We start from the raw sequence: 19,574 nt of genomic DNA, 5'->3' as shown, positions 1-19,574 counted from the left end.
CTCAGGTGCGCCAGGTCAGGCGTCCCGGTTCATTTCCTCGCGCTCCGCCGCGACCTTCTTCAATCCCTCGCGCAACTCGGGATGCCGTGAGACGAAGGACTGGAAGTCCCGCCGCGTGAGCACGAGGAACTCGCAATAGTCGATGGCGGTCACGTCGGCGGTGCGCCGCGCGCCGCTCAACAGGGCCATCTCGCCGAAGAAGTCACCGTGGCTCAATCGGATGTTGCGCTTGGGAATGGCAACCTCCACCGCTCCGGTCGAAATGAAATAGGCGGCGTCTGGCCGGTCCCCCTTGCGGATGAGGCGCTCACCCGGCATCGCGGTGCGAGAGCTGAAGAGTAGCAGCAGGTTCTCGCGTGCCTGCGCGTCGAGGGCGGCAAAGATCGGGAACCGCTCGACCAGTCGCTCGACCTGCAGCCTGTGTTCGGCTTCGCGCTCGGACTGCCGCTTGCTTGTGTCCTGCAGCCGCTGAAGCAGGACGGCGAGACGCTCCCGGCCGTAGGCGTTCGCCCCGCCTGCCGCTCGCAGCTTCGGCACGAGTGCGTCGACCGTGGCGAAGAGGAAGGGGTTCAGGATGATCGACAGGAGCGAGCCTGCCAGAATCAGGTCACGCGCCTCCGCCGTGAGCAGCCCGGTGGCGATGCCGAGTCCGGCCAGAATGAAGGAGAATTCGCCGATCTGCGCGAGCGAGGCGGAAATGGCGAGCGCGGTCGGTATCGGATAGCCCAGCCCAAGCACGATCACGAAGGCTGCGAGCGACTTGCCGAACAGGATGACGGCTAGCACGGTGACGACCGCAAGCGGCTGGTAGATGAGGATCGAGGGGTCGAACAGCATCCCGACGGAGACGAAGAACAGTACAGCGAACGCATTCTGCAGCGGCAAGGAGTCGGCCGCGGCGCGGTGACTGAAGTGGGACTCGCTCAAAACGACGCCCGCAAAGAACGCCCCGAGAGCGAACGAAACGCCGAATATTTCGGCCGAGCCATAGGCGATGCCGAGCGCCACGGCGAGGACGGCGAGCGTGAACAACTCGCGCGAGCCCGTGCGTGCCGCCTGCTTGAGCAGCCAGGGCACCAGGCGCGGACCAAGCAGCATCGCCAGTGCAACGAAGCCTCCGACCTTGCAGAGCGTGACGACGAGCGCGAAGGCGACCGCGAGGCCACCTGCCGGTGCGCCGTCGCCGTGCGGGCTGACATGGCCGCCGAGGAGCTCGGCCAGCGTCGGCAGCAGCACCAAGGCAAATACCGTCACCAGGTCTTCCACGATGAGCCAGCCGATCGAGATGCGTCCGGCGGTCGAGGTCATCTCGTTGCGATCCTCGAGCGCGCGCAGCAGCACGACGGTGCTGGCGATCGAGAGGCTGAGACCAAAGACGAGGCCGGTGCCGAAGCTCCAGCCCCATGCCGCGGCCAACCCTATCCCCATGGTGGTGGCAATGACGATTTGGCCAATCGCGCCAGGAATCGCGATCGAGCGCACGGCCATGAGATCCGCGGCTGAAAAATGCAGGCCGACCCCGAACATCAGCAGGATAACGCCAACTTCGGCGAGTTGGCCGGCGATGGCGGCGTCGGCGACGAAGCCGGGTGTCGATGAGCCAAGCGCGACACCGGCGACCAGATAGCCGACCAGCGGCGGCAACCGCAGGCGTATGGCGAGATAACCGAAGCAGAAAGCCAGGACGAAGCCCATGGCGATAGTGGCGATGAGCGAGACATCGTGGTTCATCGAGACACGCTGCGGCCGTGACGTGCGCGCGTCGGCGCGGCGAGTTGTGCCGACCGCCCGGGAGGATCAATCGTCGCTTGAGGCATTCAGCTGCTCCGGCGCCAATCCCAGGGATTGAGCCCTTATCCGCACGCCCGGCTGGCTGTGGTTCAGGAACTCGATCCCGGCGGCTTCGAGGGCGGCTACAACGGCGCCGACGTTGTTTGCCATCCCGACCGCCGCGCCGACGCTTGCCTCCATGCGCTTCAGGGTCGGGGTCGAGATTTTTGCCAACTGCGATAACTCCGGCTGAGACAGCCCAAGCAGGACTCTCGCTGCAGCGAGTTGTCGACCAGTAGGACGATTGTCCATTTAGCTCACATTTATCTAAAAGTACAGACAATTGGATTGCGTTAATACAATCGTATCATGCTGGTCCAATTGAACAACCGCGAGATCAGCATGCCGAACGACAGCGTTCCGGCAGCCGGCACAGGCTTGCCTTCTATCTCCAGCGTGATTCGCCCGGGTACATCGCCGGGAAGTCGCCGGACATCGAGGTCTGCCATCTCGCCACCTGGCTGAACGGCTGCAGAGGGGACGACGAGTGGCCGCACCCGGCGGCCAAGCGAGACGGCAGGGCAGGGCGGGTTCGAGGTGGCGATGCAGTGATGGCGGGCATGAGCCGCCCTGCGGGGCGCTTCGCCGACCGGATGACGCCGTACGAGAGGATGGTGGTCGGCTTCGCAGCCGATCTGGCTGAGCAGTTCGGAACGCGCATCAGAGCAGAGACCGCGAGCGGGGCATGAACGTCCGAACCAGCGGTTGGCTGGCTGCATGGTCATCATGGGGTATCTTGCACGAATCATGTTCGCGAGGCGGAGGCACATCCGCTTGAAAGAAAACAGGGGAAGCTATGGGGAACGATTGCGAATTGCCGGCGCGCGTCGCCGACGCCGAATGCAGAATTCCGATGAGCGAAATGCAGGTGCTCGAGCACGCAGGTGAGGCGACGGAATCCTTCTTCCGAAGCCTCGAAGCAAGGGGATTTCGCACGGTCGAAGGCCCGCAGGGCGTGACCCTCGCGTCGCCATGGCATGTGTCGGAATCGGTCGGCCGAGAATTCAAGACGTTTCGGCAGTGGTGGGTGGATTGATCCTCGATCGGCGCCACCCTCGCCATGCTGAATTTCGGAGAGGTCATGCAAACGCTGCTGGTCGACGCCGCGAAGCTCAGCGAGCGCCTGCGCGCTCGCGGTGAGACTGTTGCGGTGGGAGAATCGTCCACTGGTGGCTTGATCGCTGCCTCATTGCTTGCACAAGCCGGAGCATCCGCCTTCTTCCTCGGCGGCGCAGTCCTCTATACGGGCCATGCGCGCGAGGGTCTGCTCGGGATCACGCCGGCCGATATGCAAGGGATCAGGCCGGCGACCGAAGCCTACGCCCTGCTTGTCGCGCGTCGGCTCCGTGAGCGGCTCAGAGCGACCTGGGGTCTGGCGGAAACCGGCGCCGCGGGACCGGCGGGCAATCGATATGGCGATGCGGCGGGGCACAGCTGCATCGCCGTGTCTGGTCCGATCGAGGCGGTCCGGACCATGGAAACCGGCTCCGCGGATCGTCTGGCGAACATGCGAACTTTTGCATCCGAGGCCATCATGTGGCTGCACGGCAAGCTGTGACCGTTCAGTGGCCTGCGGAAGCGTCTGCTTCCGAGTGCGTTGCGGGCGGGCCATAAGGTGGCAGTATGAGCATCACCTACTACGTCGTCATCCCATTCGTTCGCACTGAAGACGGCGAGCTCGTCGGCGAGGAGGCGCGAGAGATGCAGAGCAAAGCCCAGGCCGAAGCGACGGCGCTCGCCCTCGCCAACAGCAAGGCTGGCGTAATTGCATTCTCGAGGACAGGCGATCCGGACGTCGGCGAGTTCGAACCCGCCGTGATCATCCGCCGGTACGGCGAGACGCCGGAGGATCTGGACTAGCATCAGCTATCATCTGGATATCGCCATCGTCAGCCTTTGACCCGGCGCCCGGAAGCCGGTCCTCTACGCCCGCGGTTGTGACAGTTGCGAACGGTGCCTCTCGTGCCGCCTTTTTGCTGGCGGAGGGATCGATGCCCTGCTTCAAACCACGCTTCGCGCTCTCCCGCTCCTCCGGGGCCGCCGCGAGCGAAATTGAGGGATAAACACCGAGCGCGAGGAGCTTCTGCATGCCGCCGAACCGATATGCCAGCCGCCAGAGCCCCCGCCAGATGGCGGTGGACGGCTCAGCGCTCGGAAACCGTTAGGTAGAAACGCTTTATGGACGTCTGTCGCCCAGCGTGGACGGGGCGTTGGTGCCGGTTGAGGGGATTGAACCCCCGACCTTCGGTTTACAAAACCGCTGCTCTACCGCTGAGCTAAACCGGCTTGGCGCAGAGCCGTAGCAGCGGGCCGCGCGCGCCGCAACCCGCACACCGGCATAACCATGTTTCGTCACCGCCGTTGCGTGAAGACGGACTATCCAGCGAGATAATGCTACCAGTCGCGGCGCCGCGGCTGGTATTGCCGTGCTGCGACTTGAGACAGGCTCTATTGAACTGGGGGAAGAATGACACGCATCGCAATCGCACTGGCTGCGCTGGTGTTCGCCGGCTGGGCCGGCAGCGCCGAGGCGCAGACCATGAGCTACCGGCAGGCCGGCGCACTGATCGCGCAGAGCTGCGGGCCGTCCATCGAGAAATACTGCGGCAAGGTCAATATCGGCAGCGGGCAGGTGATGCAGTGCCTCAATGAGCACCAGGCCGAGGTGCCGCCGCAGTGCTTTGCCGACTATCAGCGCGTGGTCGCCTCGATCCAGCAGCGCGCCGCGGCCCAGGCCGGCTCCTTCAAGGCCTGCAGCGCCGATGTCGCCGAGTTCTGCAGCGGCGTGCAGCCGGGCGATGCCAACATCCTCGACTGCCTGCTGGGCTCCAGCAAGGTGGTGCGCGGTGTGTGCAAGCAGACCCTCATCGACGCCGGCTGGCAATGATGGCCGACCACGCAACGCCCAAGGGAAGATCATCCGCCATGTCGACCTATCTTCGCCGCCTCGCCGGCCCGGCCATGCTCGCCGCCGCACTCGCCCTCGTCGCCGCGCCCGCGGCAGTCCGTGCCCAGACCGTGACCTCCGATGCGGAGATCATCCAGGGGCTACAGAGCGTCACCTCCGACGATCCGGGCATCAGTGCCGCCTTGCTGCGCCAGATGGCCCAGCAGAGCATCGCGCAGAATCCGGGCATCCCGACGCAGACACCCAATCTCGTCCAGAAGCTCAACCAGCTTGCGCAGATCACCGTGCAGATCCAGTTCGCGCTGAATTCGCCGATCATCCGGCCGGAATCCTACGCGACGCTCGGCTCGATCGCCGACGCCATGCATCATCCGATGCTGTGGAATTACAAGTTCCTGGTGGTCGGTAACACCGACGCCACCGGCACCCGCGAATATAATCTGCGGCTCAGCCAGGAACGGGCCGACGCCATCGTGCAGGCGCTGGTCACGCTGTTCCGCGTCGCGCCGAACCGTCTGGAAGCGGTCGGTCTAGGCCAAGAGGCGCTGCAGGATCCGAGCAAGCCGGATGCGGCAGTCAATCGGCGGGTGCAGATCTACAATATCGGCACCGTGAAGCCGATGCCGGCGGCGCAGTGAGCTGAATGCTTGACCTGACGGGGCAGGGCGCGCTAGGCGCCCGTCCCAACAGCTCGCGCGCCGCGCCGAGCGTAGGGAGACGGACCAATGAGCATTAAGCGTTTCGACGGCGGGCCGCGCATGAGCCAGGCGGTGGTCCATGGATCGGTCGTGTATCTCGCCGGGCAGGTGGCGCTCGGCTCCAGCGTGACCGAGCAGACGGGCGCGGTGCTCGCGCAGATCGATCATTTTCTGGCCGCCGCCGGCAGCGACAAGTCGAAGCTGCTCTCGGCCACCATCTACCTCACTGATATGGCGACCTTCGGCGAGATGAACGCGGTGTGGGAGTCCTGGGTCTCGCCCGGCAACACCCCGGCGCGTGCCACCGTCGAAGCGGCGCTGGCAACCCCGGACTACAAGGTCGAGATCGTCGTCGTCGCGGCGATCTGACGGCGCTCGAAGCGAGCATCCCGATAGCCTGACTGAAGACCCCAACGCCCTCATCCCCGGACTTGATCCGGGGATCCAGCCATGTCGCATGCACCGGCGGAAGTCTAGGTAGCCGGGTCAAGCCCGGCTATGAGCGCGTCAAGGAACGGTCCGTTCCCTGAAAAACAGAACGGCCCCGCTCGCGCGGGGCCGTTTTCGTTTGCAGATTTGACGACTGGCTCTAGTGCCAGTTGTCGAGATTGCGGTCCTTGGTCTCCGGCAGGAAGATCAGGCCGATCACGAAGGTCATCAAGGCGATCACGATCGGGTACCACAGGCCGGAGAAGATGTTGCCGGAGGCCGCCACGATGGCGAAGGCGGTGGGCGGCAGGAAGCCGCCGAACCAGCCATTGCCGATGTGGTAGGGCAGCGACATGCCGGTGTAGCGGATGCGGGTCGGGAACAGTTCGACCAGCAGCGCAGCGATCGGGCCGTACACCATCGTCACATAGAGCACGAGGATGAACAGCAGGCCGATCAGGCTCAGCGTCCGCGGATCGCTCAGCACGCCGCCGACCGAGGGCTGCTTGACGATCGAGGCATCGCCAGGCTTGGGATAGCCGGCGGCCTGCGCCGCCGCGACAGTGGCGGTGCCGACGGCAGCGCCGGTGGCGTCAGCCGCGGTTACCGCGGTGCCGTTAACCGTCACGGCCACCGGAGAGCCGGCAGCGCCGGGCTTCAGTTCATAGTGCATCGAGTTGGTCGCCAGCGTACGGCGGATCACGTCGCACGGTGCGGTGAAGGTGCGCACGCCGACTGGGTCGAACAGCGTGCCGCAGCCCGCGGGATCGGCGGTGATGTCGATCTTCACGTTCTCGGTGGCCGCGATGAGGGCCGGATTGGCGGTCTTGGCGATCATCTCGAACAGCGGGAAATAGGTCACCGCCGCGATCAGGCAGCCGGCGAGCAGGATCGGCTTGCGGCCGATCTTGTCCGACAGCCAGCCGAAGAAGATGAAGAACGGCGTGCCGATCAGGAGGCTGAACGCGATCAGCAGGTTCGCCGTGGTGCCGTCGACCTTCAGCGTCTGCGTCAGGAAGAACAGCGCGTAGAACTGCCCGCAATACCACACCACGGCCTGGCCGGCGGTGCCGCCGAGCAGCGCGATCAGCGCGATCTTGGCGTTGTCCCAGCGGCCGAAGGCCTCGGTGAGCGGCGCTTTCGAGCGCAGGCCCTCTTCCTTCATCTTCTTGAACGCCGGCGATTCATTGAGCGAGAGCCGGATCCAGATCGAGAAGCCCAGCAGGATGATCGACAGCAGGAAGGGGATGCGCCAGCCATAGGAGGCGAAGTCTTCCGGCGTCATGTTGAGGCGCAGCACCAGGATCACCAGCAGCGACAGGAACAGGCCGACCGTCGCCGTGGTCTGGATCCAGGAGGTGTAGAAGCCGCGCCGGCCATGCGGCGCATGCTCGGCCACATAGGTCGCGGCGCCGCCATACTCGCCACCGAGCGCGAGTCCCTGCAGCAGGCGGCAGATGATGAAGATCACCGGGGCGGCATAGCCGATGCTGGCATAGCCGGGCAAAAGGCCGACCACGAAGGTGGCGATGCCCATCAGCGTCATGGTGATGAGGAAGGTGTATTTGCGGCCGATCAGGTCGCCGAGGCGGCCGAACACCAGCGCACCGAACGGGCGCACCGCGAAACCGGCGGCAAAGCCGAACAGCACGAAGATGAATTTCGCGGTGTCGTTGGTGCCGGGCACGAAGGTGGCGGCGATGTTGGCGGCAAGCGAGCCCGCCAGGTAGAAATCATACCATTCGAAGACGGTGCCCGCGGAGGAGGCGATGATGACCTTCCGCTCCTCCCGGGTCATGGGCGCCGTCTTTCCGACGGGCCCGGCGGTCGTGACTGACATGGTGGCTTCCCTTCCCCACTGCTGATTGTCATGGCGCGCGACAACGGGCGCGCCGCCCGCATGGGCATGCACGTCATCGCTGGCGCCGATGGCGGCGCCTTCCGGTTCTTCAGGTCGAGTTGCGGGAATTCCCTAAAGGAACACCCCGGCTCGGGCCGTTTCTCCTCCAGAGAAGGTCCGCCGTCTCGATGCAGCGGTGCCGAACTCCGGCTTGCGTCGCGCGCGAACTATCCAGAATCCGCGCGCATCCAGGCCGGAGCTTGTCGAAATAACCGTTAATTGACGATTGGTAATTGGTCGTAAGTGCAGTGCAACGTTGCAATCACTGCGGTTTGCTTATGGCGCGCCGGGCCGCGTGCAGCGCCAGCACGGCGGCGTTCGACACATTCAGGCTGACGATCTTGCCGGGCAGGTCGATCCGCGCCAGCACGTCGCAGGTCTGCCGTGTCAGCTGTCGCAGCCCCTTGCCCTCGGCGCCCAGCACCAGTGCGAGCGGTGCACGCAACGGTGTGTCGAGCAGGTCCGCCGGACCTTCGCTGTCGAGGCCGACCACCAGCACGCCGAGCGATTTCAACTCGTCGAGGGCACGGGCGAGATTCGGCACGAAGCAGAACGGCACATGCTCCAGCCCGCCGCTGGCGCTTTTCGCCAGGACGCCGGTGGCCGCCGGGCTGTGCCGCGCCGTCGTCACGATGGCGCCCACCGCCAGCGCCGCCGCCGAGCGCACGATGGCGCCGACATTGTGCGGGTCGGTGATCTGGTCGAGCACCAGGATCAGGTCGCTCTTCGATGCCTGCTTGAGCGAAGGCGAGGGCAGGGCGTCGGCCTCGGCATAGATGCCCTGGTGCACGGCGTCCGGCTCCAGCAGCCGGTCGATCTCGCCGGGGCGGACGATCTCGGCGGCGGGCGAGGGTTCGATTCCCTCTTCCACCAGGCGCTTGGCGGCATTCTCCGTGGCGAGCAGGCGGCGGATGCGCCGCTGCGGATTGCGCAGCGCCTCGGCGACGCTGTGCCAGCCATAGAGAATCGCCACGTCCTCCGGCCATTCGCCGAAAGGGCGCCCGGCTGGGCGTTCGCCGCGCCGGCGCTGCGGCGCGGAACGGCTCGGGGAGCGTTTGAAAGGAGGAGGACGGCCGGTCATGCCGCGGTTCTTGTCACGGTCGCCGCCGCTTTGCAATTTCCGCCGTGCGGGCCGCTCGATCGGCCGGATTGGACACTGCCTGTGGGCGCATGGTCCGAGCGGGGTTGACAGGGCAGGGGCCGCTCACCATAAAGCCGGCCGCACGGGTGGCCCGGCACTGCGTCGTCTGGTCCCCGAGTGGTCGCAAGACCGGTTCAGACTATGCGTACCGGGCACGACCGACGTGCGAGGGGGAGTGTCCCGAGCGGCAAAGGGGGCGGACTGTAAATCCGCTGGCTACGCCTTCGTAGGTTCGAGTCCTACCTCCCCCACCACGTCGCCCCTCGACCCTGTTTCGTGCCGGCTCCGCGGGTGTAGCTCAATGGTAGAGCAGCAGCCTTCCAAGCTGAATACGAGGGTTCGATTCCCTTCACCCGCTCCAGCCCCTTGCCTAGCGCCGGTTACCTCGTCCACAGTCCGCCATCTTCCCCAACGGATGGTCGGTTATGCGTCGCCTGTGGATACCGGTGCTTTCTCTTTGCGGTATGATGGTAGCGTCGTGCGCCACACTGCCACCTCCGTCCCCTTCCGCTCCGCTTGAGGAGTTCCACATCGCCTCCGTCGAGCTTGATGGCGCCAGCACGGTTCGCTCCTGGCCGGTGGAGGAGGAGGCGTTCATCCGCGCCCGCAACCTCGACGCCACGGCCGCAGGCCGCATTCGCACCAATCCGGTCAGTGCGGAACCCGAGCTTGCCTCCCATGTCAGCCGGCTCCTCACGGAAATCTTCACGAGCGATTTGAAGGCGGCAACGGCGGGGAAACTCGCCGGGCCGAAGCCGGCGAAGGCGGTAGTGCGGCTTCAGCGCTTCGACGTTCCTTCGCTGGCGCGCCGCGTCTTCACCGACCAGATTGCGAGCCTTGCCGCCACCGTCACCCTGGTCGAGCCCGGCGGAGCGACGCTTGTCGCCTCGCCAGAGATTACGGTGGCCGTGCCGCTGCTCGGAGGACTGTCCAGCCCTGTGGCGGCATTGGTCGAAAGCTCCAATGCGACGCTCGATCCGGGCCGTACGCTGGTAAAGAACTACGCCGCGAAATACGCCGAGTGGCTTGCGATGAAATAGCTTGCCTGCCCGTGTCGGCGCCGGAGGGGCGAAGCGCTTGCGGAAACCGTTGAAACCACCTATTTCACGCCCGATTTTTCGTGGCTCGGTTGCCGCGCAAGGGAAGATGCAATGGCCAAAGAGAAGTTCAACCGTTCGAAGCCGCACTGCAACATTGGTACGATTGGCCATGTCGACCATGGCAAGACGTCGTTGACGGCGGCGATCACGAAGGTTCTCGCCGAGACGGGCGGGGCGACGTTCACGGCGTACGACCAGATTGACAAGGCGCCGGAAGAGAAGGCGCGCGGCATCACGATCTCGACGGCGCACGTCGAGTACGAGACGTCGAACCGTCACTATGCGCACGTCGACTGCCCCGGTCACGCCGACTATGTGAAGAACATGATCACCGGCGCGGCGCAGATGGACGGCGCGATCCTGGTGGTGTCGGCGGCGGACGGCCCGATGCCGCAGACCCGCGAGCACATCCTTCTGGCGCGCCAGGTCGGCGTTCCTGCGCTGGTGGTGTTCCTCAACAAGTGCGACATGGTCGACGACGAGGAACTGCTGGAGCTGGTTGAGCTCGAGGTTCGCGAGCTGCTGTCGAAGTACGACTTCCCCGGCGACGACATTCCGATCGTGCGCGGCTCGGCGCTGGTGGCGCTGGAGAACGGCGATCCGAAGCTCGGCAAGGAAGCCATCCAGAAGCTGATGAGCGAAGTGGATGCCTACATCCCGCAGCCGGAGCGTCCGATCGACCAGCCGTTCCTGATGCCGATCGAGGACGTGTTCTCGATCTCGGGCCGCGGCACGGTGGTGACCGGTCGCGTCGAGCGCGGCATCGTGAAGGTCGGCGAGGAAGTCGAGATCGTCGGCATCCGTCCGACGGTGAAGACCACGGTGACCGGCATCGAGATGTTCCGCAAGCTGTTGGACCAGGGCCAGGCCGGCGACAATGTCGGCGTGCTGCTGCGCGGCACCAAGCGCGAGGACGTCGAGCGCGGCCAGGTTGTGTGCAAGCCGGGTTCGGTGAAGCCGCACACCAAGTTCAAGGCCGAGGCGTACATCCTGACCAAGGAAGAAGGCGGTCGTCACACCCCGTTCTTCACCAACTACCGTCCGCAGTTCTACTTCCGGACCACGGACGTGACCGGGATCGTGACGCTGCCGGAAGGCACCGAGATGGTGATGCCGGGCGACAACGTGACGGTCGACGTTGCGCTGATCGTGCCGATCGCGATGGAAGAGAAGCTGCGCTTCGCCATCCGCGAAGGCGGCCGCACCGTCGGTGCCGGCGTCGTCGCCAGCATCATCGAGTGAGCGAGGCTCTGCTTCGCAATGAAGATGTTTCGGGCGCCCCCAAGGGCGCCCGATTCGTTTTGCGCTATATTCCGCAGGCGTGTGCTCGTAGCCGCGGCGTGATGCGTGAATTGGGGCCGTCTGCCCCTTTACAGGTGCGGGCCGGATCAACTAGGAACAGCGCCCGGGCCGCCTCGGCGTGCTTAGGAGTGTAGCTCAACTGGTTAGAGCACCGGTCTCCAAAACCGGGGGTTGGGGGTTCGAGTCCCTCCACTCCTGCCACCTTCAAGAAGACGGCGGCAGGACAAGGATTGCAGCGCTCCCCATACTTGCGGATTCGGTGGCGCGTACAAATCTTCAGCATGTCCTTTGACGTAACCCGCCGCACAGGCTATACGCCCGCTCTACCCATTTGATTTGATGTGGACAGCGCGGGAATAACTCCCCCGCGCTAGAGGCGTTTCGAGACGAGCATGGCGAAGACGAACCCCGTCGAGTTCTTTCAGCAGGTCCGCGCGGAAACCCGCAAGGTCACCTGGCCGACCCGTCGCGAGACGCTCATCACCACGGCGATGGTGTTCGTCATGGTGGTGCTGGCGTCCCTCTTCTTCCTGGTCGCGGACCAGATCCTGAGCTTCGCCGTGGCGCAGCTCCTGCAGATCGGCCGTTGAGGGAAGGCGAGATGACGAAGCGCTGGTACATCGTCCACGCCTATTCGAACTTCGAGAAGAAGGTCGCGGACTCGATCAAGGAGCAGGCCGGGCAGCGTGGCCTCACCGACCTGTTCGAGCAGGTGCTGGTGCCGACCGAGAAGGTCGTCGAGGTACGCCGCGGCCGCAAGGTCGATGCCGAGCGGAAGTTCTTCCCGGGCTATGTGCTGGTGAAGATGGACCTCACCGACGAGGCGTTCCATCTGATCAAGAATACCCCGAAGGTGACCGGCTTCCTCGGCGCCGACAACAAGCCGATGCCGATCCCCGAGAGCGAGGCGATGCGCATCCTGCAGCAGGTGCAGGAGGGTATCGAGCGCCCGAAGCCCTCCATCACCTTCGAGGTGGGCGAGACGGTGAAGGTCGCGGACGGCCCGTTCGCTTCCTTCAACGGCATTGTCGAGGAAGTCGACGACGCCCGCTCGCGCCTCAAGGTGGCGGTGTCGATCTTCGGCCGGGCCACCCCGGTCGAACTGGAATTCGCGCAGGTCGAAAAGACCTGAGCGATCACGCCGGGGCGGCTCGCGCCACCCTGGCAGGTCGTGGGAGGGCAAGGCGGTCGCCAACCGTCTTCAACCCGCACCACGGACCCCTAAGCCGGCGGAGCGCCGGCGCATATTGGGAGTAAGACATGGCGAAGAAGATTACCGGCTATATCAAACTGCAAGTGCCCGCCGGGTCGGCGAATCCCGCCCCCCCGATCGGCCCCGCGCTCGGCCAGCGCGGCCTGAACATCATGGAGTTCTGCAAGGCGTTCAACGCGCAGACCGGCCAGCTGGAAAAGGGCATGCCGATCCCGGTCGTCATCACGGCGTACCAGGACCGTTCCTTCACCTTCGAGCTCAAGACCCCTCCGGTCTCCTACTTCCTGAAGAAGGCGGCGGGTCTCGAGACCAAGAAGAAGCCCGGCTCCGGCTCGAAGACGCCCGGCAAGGGCTTCGTCGGCAAGATCTCCAACGCCCAGATGCGCGAGATCGCCGAGAAGAAGATGAAGGATCTGAACTGCGACACCGTCGAATCGGCCGTGCGCATGATCGAAGGCTCCGCCCGTTCCATGGGCCTCGAGGTGGTGGGCTGAACCGATGGCAAACATTGCAAAGCGTGTCCGTGCTACCCGTGAAGGCGTCGATCGCCTGAAGCTCTATGGCCTCGACGAGGCTCTGGGCATGATCAAGGAGCGGGCCACCGCCAAGTTCGACGAGACCATCGAGGTCGCGATCAATCTCGGCGTCGATCCCCGCCATGCCGACCAGATGGTCCGCGGCGTGTGCAACCTGCCGAACGGCTCCGGCCGTACCGTGCGCGTTGCCGTGTTCGCGCGCGGCGCCAAGGCCGACGAGGCCAAGGCGGCCGGTGCCGACATCGTCGGCGCCGAGGACCTCCTGGAGATCGTCCAGGGCGGCACCATCGAGTTCGATCGCTGCATCGCCACGCCGGACCTGATGCCGCTGGTCGGCCGTCTCGGCAAGGTGCTCGGCCCGCGCGGCCTGATGCCGAACCCGAAGGTCGGCACCGTGACCATGGACGTGAAGGGCGCGGTGGAAGCTGCCAAGGGCGGCGCCGTCGAGTTCCGCGTCGAGAAGGCCGGCATCATCCACGCCGGCATCGGCAAGGCCTCGTTCCCGGTCGACAAGCTGGCCCAGAACATCCGCGCCTTCGCCGACGCGGTGGTCCGCGCCAAGCCGACCGGCGCCAAGGGCACCTATGTCCAGCGCATCGCGGTGTCCTCGACCATGGGCCCGGGCGTGAAGGTCGAGCCGGCCACGGTGCTCACCGCGGGTGCCGGCGCCTGATCGAGGTCGCGGTGGCGTGATCGCCGCTATGTGGAAATGTCAAGCCCCTGATGCTATCGGGGGTGACAAATCCACTTCGACCCTCTATATGGCAGGTTTCGCTCCGGACTCGTTCGGGGCGATATCGAAGAAATTTCAGACTTTCGTCCATTAACCCGGACGAAGGGGCCGGTGGGGCTCGCCCTGCCGGCCTAGAGCATGTTCCGCGATGTCCAAGGACGGAAGGGGAACACGCTCTAAGTCCTGTCCGAGACTGCAGGTGCCGCGCCCTCAAAAGCCCGGCGTAATCCCAATCCGGGGCCTGCATAGACGGGGTACGACCGAGACGTGATGCCCGGCTTGCCGGTCGTTGGGTTTCGGCTCGAACCAGCGCCTTGGCCGGAATTTCCGGGTCCCAGGGGGACAGGAACTAAGCGTCGACCCGTCTTCTCGAAGATGGGCCGGCAAGGCGCAAACCGGCGGAGCGGGATCCTCCCAATCCGCCACCGGAGAGCAAGAGAAGTGGATCGAGCGCAAAAAGAAGAGCTCGTCGCGTCGCTTTCCGAAGTGTTCAAGAGCACTTCGGTTGTCGTCGTGGCCCACTATTCCGGTATCACCGTCGCTCAGATGTCCAAGCTGCGTCAGCAGATGAAGGCGAGCGGCGCGACCGTGAAAGTGGCTAAGAACCGCCTCGCGAAGATCGCTCTCGAAGGATCGGACGTCGCACATGTCGGCTCCCTGCTGAAGGGCCCGACCATCATCGCTTATTCGAGCGATCCTGTTGCGGCGCCGAAGGTTGCCGTCGACTTCGCCAAGACCAATGACAAGTTCGTCATCCTTGGCGGGGCATTCGGCAAGACCGCCCTCAACCCCGACGGTGTCAAGGCCCTGGCCACGATGCCGTCTCTGGACGAACTGCGCGCCAAGCTGATTGGGCTCATCAACGCCCCGGCTACCAAGATCGCACAGGTCGTCAACGCGCCGGCGGCGAAGCTCGCCCGCGTGTTCGGGGCTTACGGCCGCGAGAACGAAGCCGCGTGAGGCTTTCCCGGTAAAATCTGGTTCGAACCGAAATCCAAGGACTTAGATAAAATGGCTGATCTGTCGAAGCTCGTCGACGAGCTTTCCAACCTGACCGTCCTCGAGGCTGCCGAGCTCGCGAAGCTCCTCGAAGAGAAGTGGGGCGTCTCCGCTGCGGCCGCCGTGGCCGTCGCCGCCGCTCCGGGTGCTGCCGCCGCCGCTCCGGTGGAAGAGCAGACCGAGTTCACCGTCGTCCTTGCCGCCGCCGGCGACAAGAAGATCGAGGTCATCAAGGAAGTCCGTGCCATCACGGGCCTCGGCCTCAAGGAAGCCAAGGACCTCGTCGAAGCGGCCCCCAAGGCCGTCAAGGAAGGCGTGTCCAAGGAAGAAGCCGAGAAGATCAAGGCGCAGATCGAAAAGGCCGGCGCCAAGGTCGAGCTTAAGTGAGCTCATGAATTTCGGGGTCGCCGGTTCGCCGGCGGCCCCGCGCTTCCGCCTTTCGGAAGCGCGACGAGAGCGTGACGGCTCTCCCGGCGATCTCAGACGGGATCGCCCGGCGAGCCGTCAGGTGCGCAGATGGTCGGAGCATGGGCGCTGGCAAGGCGCCCTTCGGTGTTTCGGCACTCTCGCAATCATGCGGTTCCATGGCCCAGCGGCGGGGCATGGAACGCGCGGACGGATACTCGGACGGAGCGAGGAGCGACATGGCGCAGACGTTCACCGGTCGTAAGCGGGTCCGCAAGTTCTTCGGCAAGATCCAGGAAGTGGCTGAGATGCCGAACCTCATCGAGGTTCAGAAGGCATCCTATGACCAGTTCCTGCAGATCCAGGAGCCGAAGGGCGGGCGCGACGACGACGGCATTCAGGCGGTTTTCAAGTCCGTATTCCCGATTTCCGACTTTTCGGGCGCGGCCATGCTGGAATTCGTACGCTACGAATTCGAGCCGCCAAAATATGACGTCGACGAGTGCCGCCAGCGCGGCATGACATTCGCGGCTCCGCTCAAGGTGACGCTGCGTCTCATCGTGTTCGATGTCGACCCGGATACCGGCGCCAAGTCCGTCAAGGACATCAAGGAGCAGGATGTCTATATGGGCGACATCCCGCTGATGACGATGAACGGTACCTTCATCGTCAACGGCACCGAGCGCGTCATCGTCTCCCAGATGCACCGCTCGCCGGGCGTGTTCTTCGATCACGACAAGGGCAAGACGCACTCCAGCGGCAAGCTGCTGTTCGCCGCCCGCATCATCCCGTATCGCGGTTCCTGGCTCGACATCGAGTTCGACGCCAAGGACATCGTCTATGCGCGCATCGACCGCCGTCGCAAGATCCCGACGACATCGCTGCTGTTCGCGCTCGGGCTGGACGGCGAGGAGATCCTCAACACCTTCTACAACACCATCACCTTCTCCCGCGCGAAGGACGGCTGGCGCATGCCGTTCGATCCCAAGCGCATGAAGGGCTACAAGGCGGTCGCCGACCTGATCGACGCCGACACCGGCGAAGTCGTGGTCGAGGCCGGCAAGAAGGTGACCGTCCGCCAGGCGCGCCAGCTCGCCGAGAAGGGCCTCAAGGCCCTGAAGATCTCGGACGACGAGATGGTCGGCCAGTACATCGCCGAGGATCTGGTCAACCCGACCTCGGGTGAGATCTATGTCGAGGCCGGTGACGAGATCACCGAGAAGATGCTGAAGCAGCTCGTCGAGCTTGGCTATGACGAGGTGCCGGTACTCGACATCGACCACATCAATGTCGGCGCCTATATCCGCAACACCCTCGCGGTCGACAAGAACATGACGCGCGAGGACGCGCTGTTCGACATCTACCGCGTGATGCGTCCCGGCGAGCCGCCGACGCTGGATTCCGCGCAGGCGATGTTCCACTCGCTGTTCTTCGATTCCGAGCGCTACGACCTCTCCGCGGTCGGCCGCGTGAAGATGAACATGCGCCTCGACCTCGATGCGCCGGACACCATGCGCGTGCTGCGCCGCGAGGACATACTCGCGGTCATCAAGACGCTGGTCGAACTGCGCGACGGCAAGGGCGAGATCGACGACATCGATCATCTCGGCAACCGGCGCGTGCGCTCGGTCGGCGAGCTGATGGAGAACCAGTACCGCGTCGGCCTGCTGCGCATGGAACGCGCCATCAAGGAGCGCATGAGCTCCGTCGATGTCGACACCGTGATGCCGCAGGACCTGATCAACGCCAAGCCGGTGGCTGCGGCGGTACGCGAGTTCTTCGGCTCGTCGCAGCTCTCGCAGTTCATGGACCAGACCAACCCGCTCTCGGAGATCACCCACAAGCGCCGTCTCTCGGCGCTTGGCCCGGGCGGTCTGACCCGTGAGCGTGCCGGCTTCGAGGTGCGCGACGTGCACCCGACGCACTATGGCCGCATCTGCCCGATCGAGACGCCGGAAGGCCCGAACATCGGCCTGATCAACTCGCTCGCGACCTTCGCCCGCGTGAACAAGTACGGCTTCATCGAGACGCCGTACCGCCGCGTGCGCGACGCCCAGGTGCAGGACGAGGTGGTCTATCTCTCCGCCATGGAGGAGGGGAAGTACTACGTCGCCCAGGCCAACATCCCGCTCGACGGCGAAGGCCGCTTCGTCGAAGACCTGGTGGTGTGCCGCCATGCCGGCGACGTGCTGCTGGTGAGCCCGGACCGCGTCGACTTCATGGACGTCTCGCCGAAGCAGCTGGTTTCGGTCGCGGCGGCGCTCATCCCGTTCCTCGAGAACGACGACGCCAACCGCGCGCTGATGGGCTCGAACATGCAGCGCCAGGCGGTGCCGCTGGTTCGCGCCGACGCGCCCTTCGTCGGTACCGGCATGGAGAGCGTGGTCGCCCGTGACTCGGGCGCTGCCATCGCCGCCCGCCGCACCGGCGTGATCGACCAGGTGGACGCGACGCGTATCGTTATCCGCGCCACGGAAGAGAACGACGCCTCCAAGTCCGGCGTCGACATCTACCGCCTGCAGAAGTTCCAGCGCTCCAACCAGTCGACCTGCATCAACCAGCGTCCGCTGGTGCGTGTCGGCGACCGGGTGAAGAAGGGCGACATCATCGCCGACGGTCCCTCGACCGATCTCGGCGACCTGGCGCTCGGCCGGAACATCCTCGTCGCCTTCATGCCGTGGAACGGCTACAATTTCGAGGACTCCATCCTGCTCTCCGAGAACATCTCGAAGGGCGACATCTTTACCTCGATCCACATCGAGGAATTCGAGGTGATGGCCCGCGACACCAAGCTCGGGCCGGAGGAGATCACGCGCGACATTCCGAACGTGTCGGAAGAGGCGCTGAAGAACCTCGACGAAGCCGGCATCGTCTATATCGGCGCCGAAGTTCAGGCGGGCGACATCCTCTGCGGCAAGATCACGCCGAAGGGCGAGAGCCCGATGACGCCGGAAGAGAAGCTGCTGCGCGCCATCTTCGGCGAGAAGGCAGCTGACGTCCGCGACACCTCGCTGCGCGTCCCGCCGGGTGTCACCGGCACCGTCGTCGAGGTGCGCGTGTTCAACCGCCACGGCGTCGACAAGGACGAGCGCGCCCAGGCGATCGAGCGCGAAGAGATCGAGCGGCTCGCCAAGGACCGTGACGACGAGCAGGCCATCCTCGACCGCAACGTCTTCGGGCGCCTTGCGGAGATGCTGGACGGCAAGGTCGGCGTCGCCGGTCCGAAGGGCTTCAAGAAGGAGACGGCAGTCAGCCGCTCGCTGCTCGCGGAATATCCGCGCAGCCAGTGGTGGCAGTTCGCGGTCGCCGACGACCAGCTCATGGGCGAGCTGGAAGCCATGCGCAACCAGTACGACGAATCGAAGAAGCGGCTCGAGCAGCGCTTCCTCGACAAGGTCGAGAAGCTGCAGCGCGGCGACGAGCTGCCTCCGGGCGTGATGAAGATGGTCAAGGTCTTCATCGCCGTGAAGCGCAAGATCCAGCCGGGCGACAAGATGGCCGGCCGGCACGGCAACAAGGGCGTGGTCTCGCGCATCGTCCCGGTCGAGGACATGCCGTTCCTTGAGGACGGCACCCCGGTCGACATGGTGCTCAACCCGCTCGGCGTGCCGAGCCGCATGAATGTCGGGCAGATCCTCGAGACCCATCTCGGCTGGGCCTGCGCCGGCCTCGGCCGGGTGATCGATCGTGCGGTCGAAGCCTACAAGCTGGCGCACGACGTCAAGCCGCTGAAGGAGGCCTTCACCAAGGTCTATGGCAAGGACGAGACCATCGACTCGCTCGACGAGGAGGGCCTGGTCGAACTGGGTTCGAACCTGCGCCGCGGCGTGCCGATCGCCACTCCGGTGTTCGATGGCGCCCGCGAGGCGGACATCGAGCACATGCTGGAGCTGGCCGGCCTCGACAAGTCGGCGCAGTCGACGCTGTTCGACGGCCGTACCGGCGAGGTGTTCGATCGCAAAGTGACGGTGGGCTACATATATATGCTGAAGCTCCACCATCTGGTCGACGACAAGATCCATGCCCGCTCCATCGGGCCGTACTCGCTCGTCACCCAGCAGCCGCTGGGCGGAAAGGCGCAGTTCGGCGGCCAGCGCTTCGGCGAAATGGAGGTCTGGGCGCTGGAAGCTTACGGCGCGGCCTACACCTTGCAGGAGATGCTCACGGTGAAGTCGGACGACGTGGCCGGTCGCACCAAGGTCTATGAGGCGATCGTGCGCGGCGACGATACCTTCGAGGCGGGTATCCCTGAGAGCTTCAACGTGCTCGTCAAGGAAATGCGCTCGCTGGGTCTCAACGTCGAGTTGATGAACTCCAAGACCAAGTCGGTCGTGCCGGGCGCGGGCGAGAGCCTGCCGGCGGCCGAGTGAGGTCAACAGG

The 19,574-nt window shown here is 65.0% G+C and carries 20 protein-coding genes, 4 tRNA genes and 1 pseudogene; 18 read left to right on the top strand and 7 right to left on the bottom strand.

All coding sequences use genetic code 11. The features are described 5' to 3' along the window. Positions 1-15: 15 nt before the first annotated feature. From G3545_RS04930 to G3545_RS04920, 3 genes are all read right to left on the bottom strand, one after another. On the bottom strand, positions 16-1,731 hold the full coding sequence (locus G3545_RS04930; RefSeq protein WP_170010390.1) for a cation:proton antiporter: 1,716 nt from the start codon (positions 1,729-1,731) through the stop codon (positions 16-18). A 66-nt stretch (positions 1,732-1,797) separates the two neighbouring features. After that, positions 1,798-2,082 (bottom strand): helix-turn-helix domain-containing protein, encoded by a 285-nt coding sequence (locus G3545_RS04925; protein ID WP_170010388.1) that lies wholly within the window; start codon positions 2,080-2,082, stop codon positions 1,798-1,800. 41 nt (positions 2,083-2,123) lie between these two features. Further along, entirely contained in the window at positions 2,124-2,558 is a 435-nt protein-coding gene (locus G3545_RS04920; RefSeq protein ID WP_170010386.1) for a hypothetical protein, read from the bottom strand. Between the two features lie 125 nt (positions 2,559-2,683). Between G3545_RS04920 and G3545_RS04915 the strand changes: the two genes are divergently transcribed. The 3 genes from G3545_RS04915 (at position 2,684) to G3545_RS04905 (ending at position 3,690) form a co-directional block, all read left to right on the top strand. After that, the gene (locus G3545_RS04915) at positions 2,684-2,866 is read left to right on the top strand and encodes a hypothetical protein (RefSeq protein ID WP_170010384.1); all 183 of its coding nucleotides are present in this window, start codon (positions 2,684-2,686) and stop codon (positions 2,864-2,866) included. Between the two features lie 45 nt (positions 2,867-2,911). Further along, on the top strand, positions 2,912-3,388 hold the full coding sequence (locus tag G3545_RS04910) for a CinA family protein (protein ID WP_170010382.1): 477 nt from the start codon (positions 2,912-2,914) through the stop codon (positions 3,386-3,388). A 65-nt stretch (positions 3,389-3,453) separates the two neighbouring features. Further along, a complete protein-coding gene (locus G3545_RS04905; RefSeq protein WP_170010380.1) occupies positions 3,454-3,690 on the top strand; it encodes a hypothetical protein in 237 nt (78 codons plus the stop codon). Between the two features lie 112 nt (positions 3,691-3,802). On the opposite strand, the pseudogene G3545_RS29595 reads toward G3545_RS04905, so the two are convergent. Then, positions 3,803-3,949, bottom strand: a pseudogene (locus tag G3545_RS29595) (Arm DNA-binding domain-containing protein); the annotation flags it as partial. A gap of 92 nt (positions 3,950-4,041) precedes the next feature. Then, a tRNA-Thr gene (locus G3545_RS04895) sits at positions 4,042-4,116 on the bottom strand. A gap of 181 nt (positions 4,117-4,297) precedes the next feature. On the opposite strand from G3545_RS04895, the gene G3545_RS04890 reads away from it, so the two are divergent. The 3 genes from G3545_RS04890 to G3545_RS04880 all read left to right on the top strand — a co-directional run bounded on the left by G3545_RS04890 (position 4,298) and on the right by G3545_RS04880 (position 5,805). Beyond that, the gene (locus G3545_RS04890) at positions 4,298-4,717 is read left to right on the top strand and encodes a cysteine rich repeat-containing protein (protein WP_170010376.1); all 420 of its coding nucleotides are present in this window, start codon (positions 4,298-4,300) and stop codon (positions 4,715-4,717) included. A gap of 38 nt (positions 4,718-4,755) precedes the next feature. After that, positions 4,756-5,376 (top strand): OmpA family protein, encoded by a 621-nt coding sequence (locus tag G3545_RS04885; protein ID WP_170010374.1) that lies wholly within the window; start codon positions 4,756-4,758, stop codon positions 5,374-5,376. 87 nt (positions 5,377-5,463) lie between these two features. Beyond that, positions 5,464-5,805, top strand: a complete 342-nt coding sequence (locus G3545_RS04880) for a RidA family protein (protein ID WP_170010372.1) — start codon at positions 5,464-5,466, stop codon at positions 5,803-5,805. 220 nt (positions 5,806-6,025) lie between these two features. On the opposite strand, the gene G3545_RS04875 is transcribed toward G3545_RS04880, so the two are convergent. Together G3545_RS04875 and rlmB are read right to left on the bottom strand one after the other, a co-directional pair. Next, entirely contained in the window at positions 6,026-7,705 is a 1,680-nt protein-coding gene (locus tag G3545_RS04875; RefSeq protein WP_170010370.1) for an MFS transporter, read from the bottom strand. Positions 7,706-8,027: 322 nt separating this feature from the next. Beyond that, positions 8,028-8,846: a 23S rRNA (guanosine(2251)-2'-O)-methyltransferase RlmB gene (gene rlmB / locus G3545_RS04870; RefSeq protein WP_170010368.1), complete on the bottom strand. Its 819-nt coding sequence runs from the start codon at positions 8,844-8,846 to the stop codon at positions 8,028-8,030. A gap of 229 nt (positions 8,847-9,075) precedes the next feature. Here rlmB and G3545_RS04865 point away from each other — a divergent pair. The 12 genes from G3545_RS04865 (at position 9,076) to rpoB (ending at position 19,564) form a co-directional block, all read left to right on the top strand. Next, positions 9,076-9,160: transfer RNA gene (locus G3545_RS04865), tRNA-Tyr, on the top strand. Between the two features lie 33 nt (positions 9,161-9,193). Next, a tRNA-Gly gene (locus G3545_RS04860) sits at positions 9,194-9,267 on the top strand. A gap of 64 nt (positions 9,268-9,331) precedes the next feature. Beyond that, positions 9,332-9,946: a hypothetical protein gene (locus G3545_RS04855; RefSeq protein ID WP_170010366.1), complete on the top strand. Its 615-nt coding sequence runs from the start codon at positions 9,332-9,334 to the stop codon at positions 9,944-9,946. Between the two features lie 111 nt (positions 9,947-10,057). Next, positions 10,058-11,248 (top strand): elongation factor Tu, encoded by a 1,191-nt coding sequence (tuf, locus tag G3545_RS04850; protein ID WP_170010343.1) that lies wholly within the window; start codon positions 10,058-10,060, stop codon positions 11,246-11,248. A gap of 184 nt (positions 11,249-11,432) precedes the next feature. Further along, positions 11,433-11,509, top strand: a tRNA-Trp gene (locus G3545_RS04845). A gap of 191 nt (positions 11,510-11,700) precedes the next feature. Next, positions 11,701-11,898: a preprotein translocase subunit SecE gene (gene secE, locus G3545_RS04840; RefSeq protein WP_170010364.1), complete on the top strand. Its 198-nt coding sequence runs from the start codon at positions 11,701-11,703 to the stop codon at positions 11,896-11,898. A gap of 11 nt (positions 11,899-11,909) precedes the next feature. Then, complete coding sequence (nusG, locus tag G3545_RS04835; RefSeq protein ID WP_170010362.1) at positions 11,910-12,440, top strand: transcription termination/antitermination protein NusG; 531 nt, start codon at positions 11,910-11,912, stop codon at positions 12,438-12,440. 128 nt (positions 12,441-12,568) lie between these two features. Continuing rightward, complete coding sequence (gene rplK, locus G3545_RS04830; RefSeq protein ID WP_170010360.1) at positions 12,569-13,015, top strand: 50S ribosomal protein L11; 447 nt, start codon at positions 12,569-12,571, stop codon at positions 13,013-13,015. 4 nt (positions 13,016-13,019) lie between these two features. Further along, the gene (gene rplA, locus G3545_RS04825; RefSeq protein ID WP_170010358.1) at positions 13,020-13,730 is read left to right on the top strand and encodes a 50S ribosomal protein L1; all 711 of its coding nucleotides are present in this window, start codon (positions 13,020-13,022) and stop codon (positions 13,728-13,730) included. A gap of 501 nt (positions 13,731-14,231) precedes the next feature. Then, a complete protein-coding gene (gene rplJ, locus G3545_RS04820) occupies positions 14,232-14,750 on the top strand; it encodes a 50S ribosomal protein L10 (RefSeq protein WP_170010355.1) in 519 nt (172 codons plus the stop codon). A 51-nt stretch (positions 14,751-14,801) separates the two neighbouring features. Beyond that, positions 14,802-15,176, top strand: a complete 375-nt coding sequence (gene rplL / locus G3545_RS04815) for a 50S ribosomal protein L7/L12 (protein ID WP_170010353.1) — start codon at positions 14,802-14,804, stop codon at positions 15,174-15,176. 257 nt (positions 15,177-15,433) lie between these two features. Then, positions 15,434-19,564: a DNA-directed RNA polymerase subunit beta gene (gene rpoB / locus G3545_RS04810; protein ID WP_170010351.1), complete on the top strand. Its 4,131-nt coding sequence runs from the start codon at positions 15,434-15,436 to the stop codon at positions 19,562-19,564. The last annotated feature ends 10 nt before the right edge of the window (positions 19,565-19,574 follow it).

Source organism: Starkeya sp. ORNL1 (genome assembly GCF_012971745.1).
Taxonomy (GTDB): Bacteria; Pseudomonadota; Alphaproteobacteria; order Rhizobiales; family Xanthobacteraceae; genus Ancylobacter.
The sequence above is the reverse complement of the archived record's forward strand: the minus strand, read 5'-3'. Positions and strand labels throughout refer to the sequence as shown.

What these genes read in the sequence shown, in the direction of transcription:
- G3545_RS04930 (WP_170010390.1), bottom strand. Translation starts at nt 1,731, where the DNA reads ATGAACCACGATGTCTCGCTCATCGCCACTATCGCCATGGGCTTCGTC.
- G3545_RS04925 (WP_170010388.1), bottom strand. Translation starts at nt 2,082, where the DNA reads ATGGACAATCGTCCTACTGGTCGACAACTCGCTGCAGCGAGAGTCCTG.
- G3545_RS04920 (WP_170010386.1), bottom strand. Translation starts at nt 2,558, where the DNA reads ATGATGACCATGCAGCCAGCCAACCGCTGGTTCGGACGTTCATGCCCC.
- G3545_RS04915 (WP_170010384.1), top strand. Translation starts at nt 2,684, where the DNA reads ATGAGCGAAATGCAGGTGCTCGAGCACGCAGGTGAGGCGACGGAATCC.
- G3545_RS04910 (WP_170010382.1), top strand. Translation starts at nt 2,912, where the DNA reads ATGCAAACGCTGCTGGTCGACGCCGCGAAGCTCAGCGAGCGCCTGCGC.
- G3545_RS04905 (WP_170010380.1), top strand. Translation starts at nt 3,454, where the DNA reads ATGAGCATCACCTACTACGTCGTCATCCCATTCGTTCGCACTGAAGAC.
- G3545_RS04890 (WP_170010376.1), top strand. Translation starts at nt 4,298, where the DNA reads ATGACACGCATCGCAATCGCACTGGCTGCGCTGGTGTTCGCCGGCTGG.
- G3545_RS04885 (WP_170010374.1), top strand. Translation starts at nt 4,756, where the DNA reads ATGTCGACCTATCTTCGCCGCCTCGCCGGCCCGGCCATGCTCGCCGCC.
- G3545_RS04880 (WP_170010372.1), top strand. Translation starts at nt 5,464, where the DNA reads ATGAGCATTAAGCGTTTCGACGGCGGGCCGCGCATGAGCCAGGCGGTG.
- G3545_RS04875 (WP_170010370.1), bottom strand. Translation starts at nt 7,705, where the DNA reads ATGTCAGTCACGACCGCCGGGCCCGTCGGAAAGACGGCGCCCATGACC.
- rlmB (WP_170010368.1), bottom strand. Translation starts at nt 8,846, where the DNA reads ATGACCGGCCGTCCTCCTCCTTTCAAACGCTCCCCGAGCCGTTCCGCG.
- G3545_RS04855 (WP_170010366.1), top strand. Translation starts at nt 9,332, where the DNA reads ATGCGTCGCCTGTGGATACCGGTGCTTTCTCTTTGCGGTATGATGGTA.
- tuf (WP_170010343.1), top strand. Translation starts at nt 10,058, where the DNA reads ATGGCCAAAGAGAAGTTCAACCGTTCGAAGCCGCACTGCAACATTGGT.
- secE (WP_170010364.1), top strand. Translation starts at nt 11,701, where the DNA reads ATGGCGAAGACGAACCCCGTCGAGTTCTTTCAGCAGGTCCGCGCGGAA.
- nusG (WP_170010362.1), top strand. Translation starts at nt 11,910, where the DNA reads ATGACGAAGCGCTGGTACATCGTCCACGCCTATTCGAACTTCGAGAAG.
- rplK (WP_170010360.1), top strand. Translation starts at nt 12,569, where the DNA reads ATGGCGAAGAAGATTACCGGCTATATCAAACTGCAAGTGCCCGCCGGG.
- rplA (WP_170010358.1), top strand. Translation starts at nt 13,020, where the DNA reads ATGGCAAACATTGCAAAGCGTGTCCGTGCTACCCGTGAAGGCGTCGAT.
- rplL (WP_170010353.1), top strand. Translation starts at nt 14,802, where the DNA reads ATGGCTGATCTGTCGAAGCTCGTCGACGAGCTTTCCAACCTGACCGTC.
- rpoB (WP_170010351.1), top strand. Translation starts at nt 15,434, where the DNA reads ATGGCGCAGACGTTCACCGGTCGTAAGCGGGTCCGCAAGTTCTTCGGC.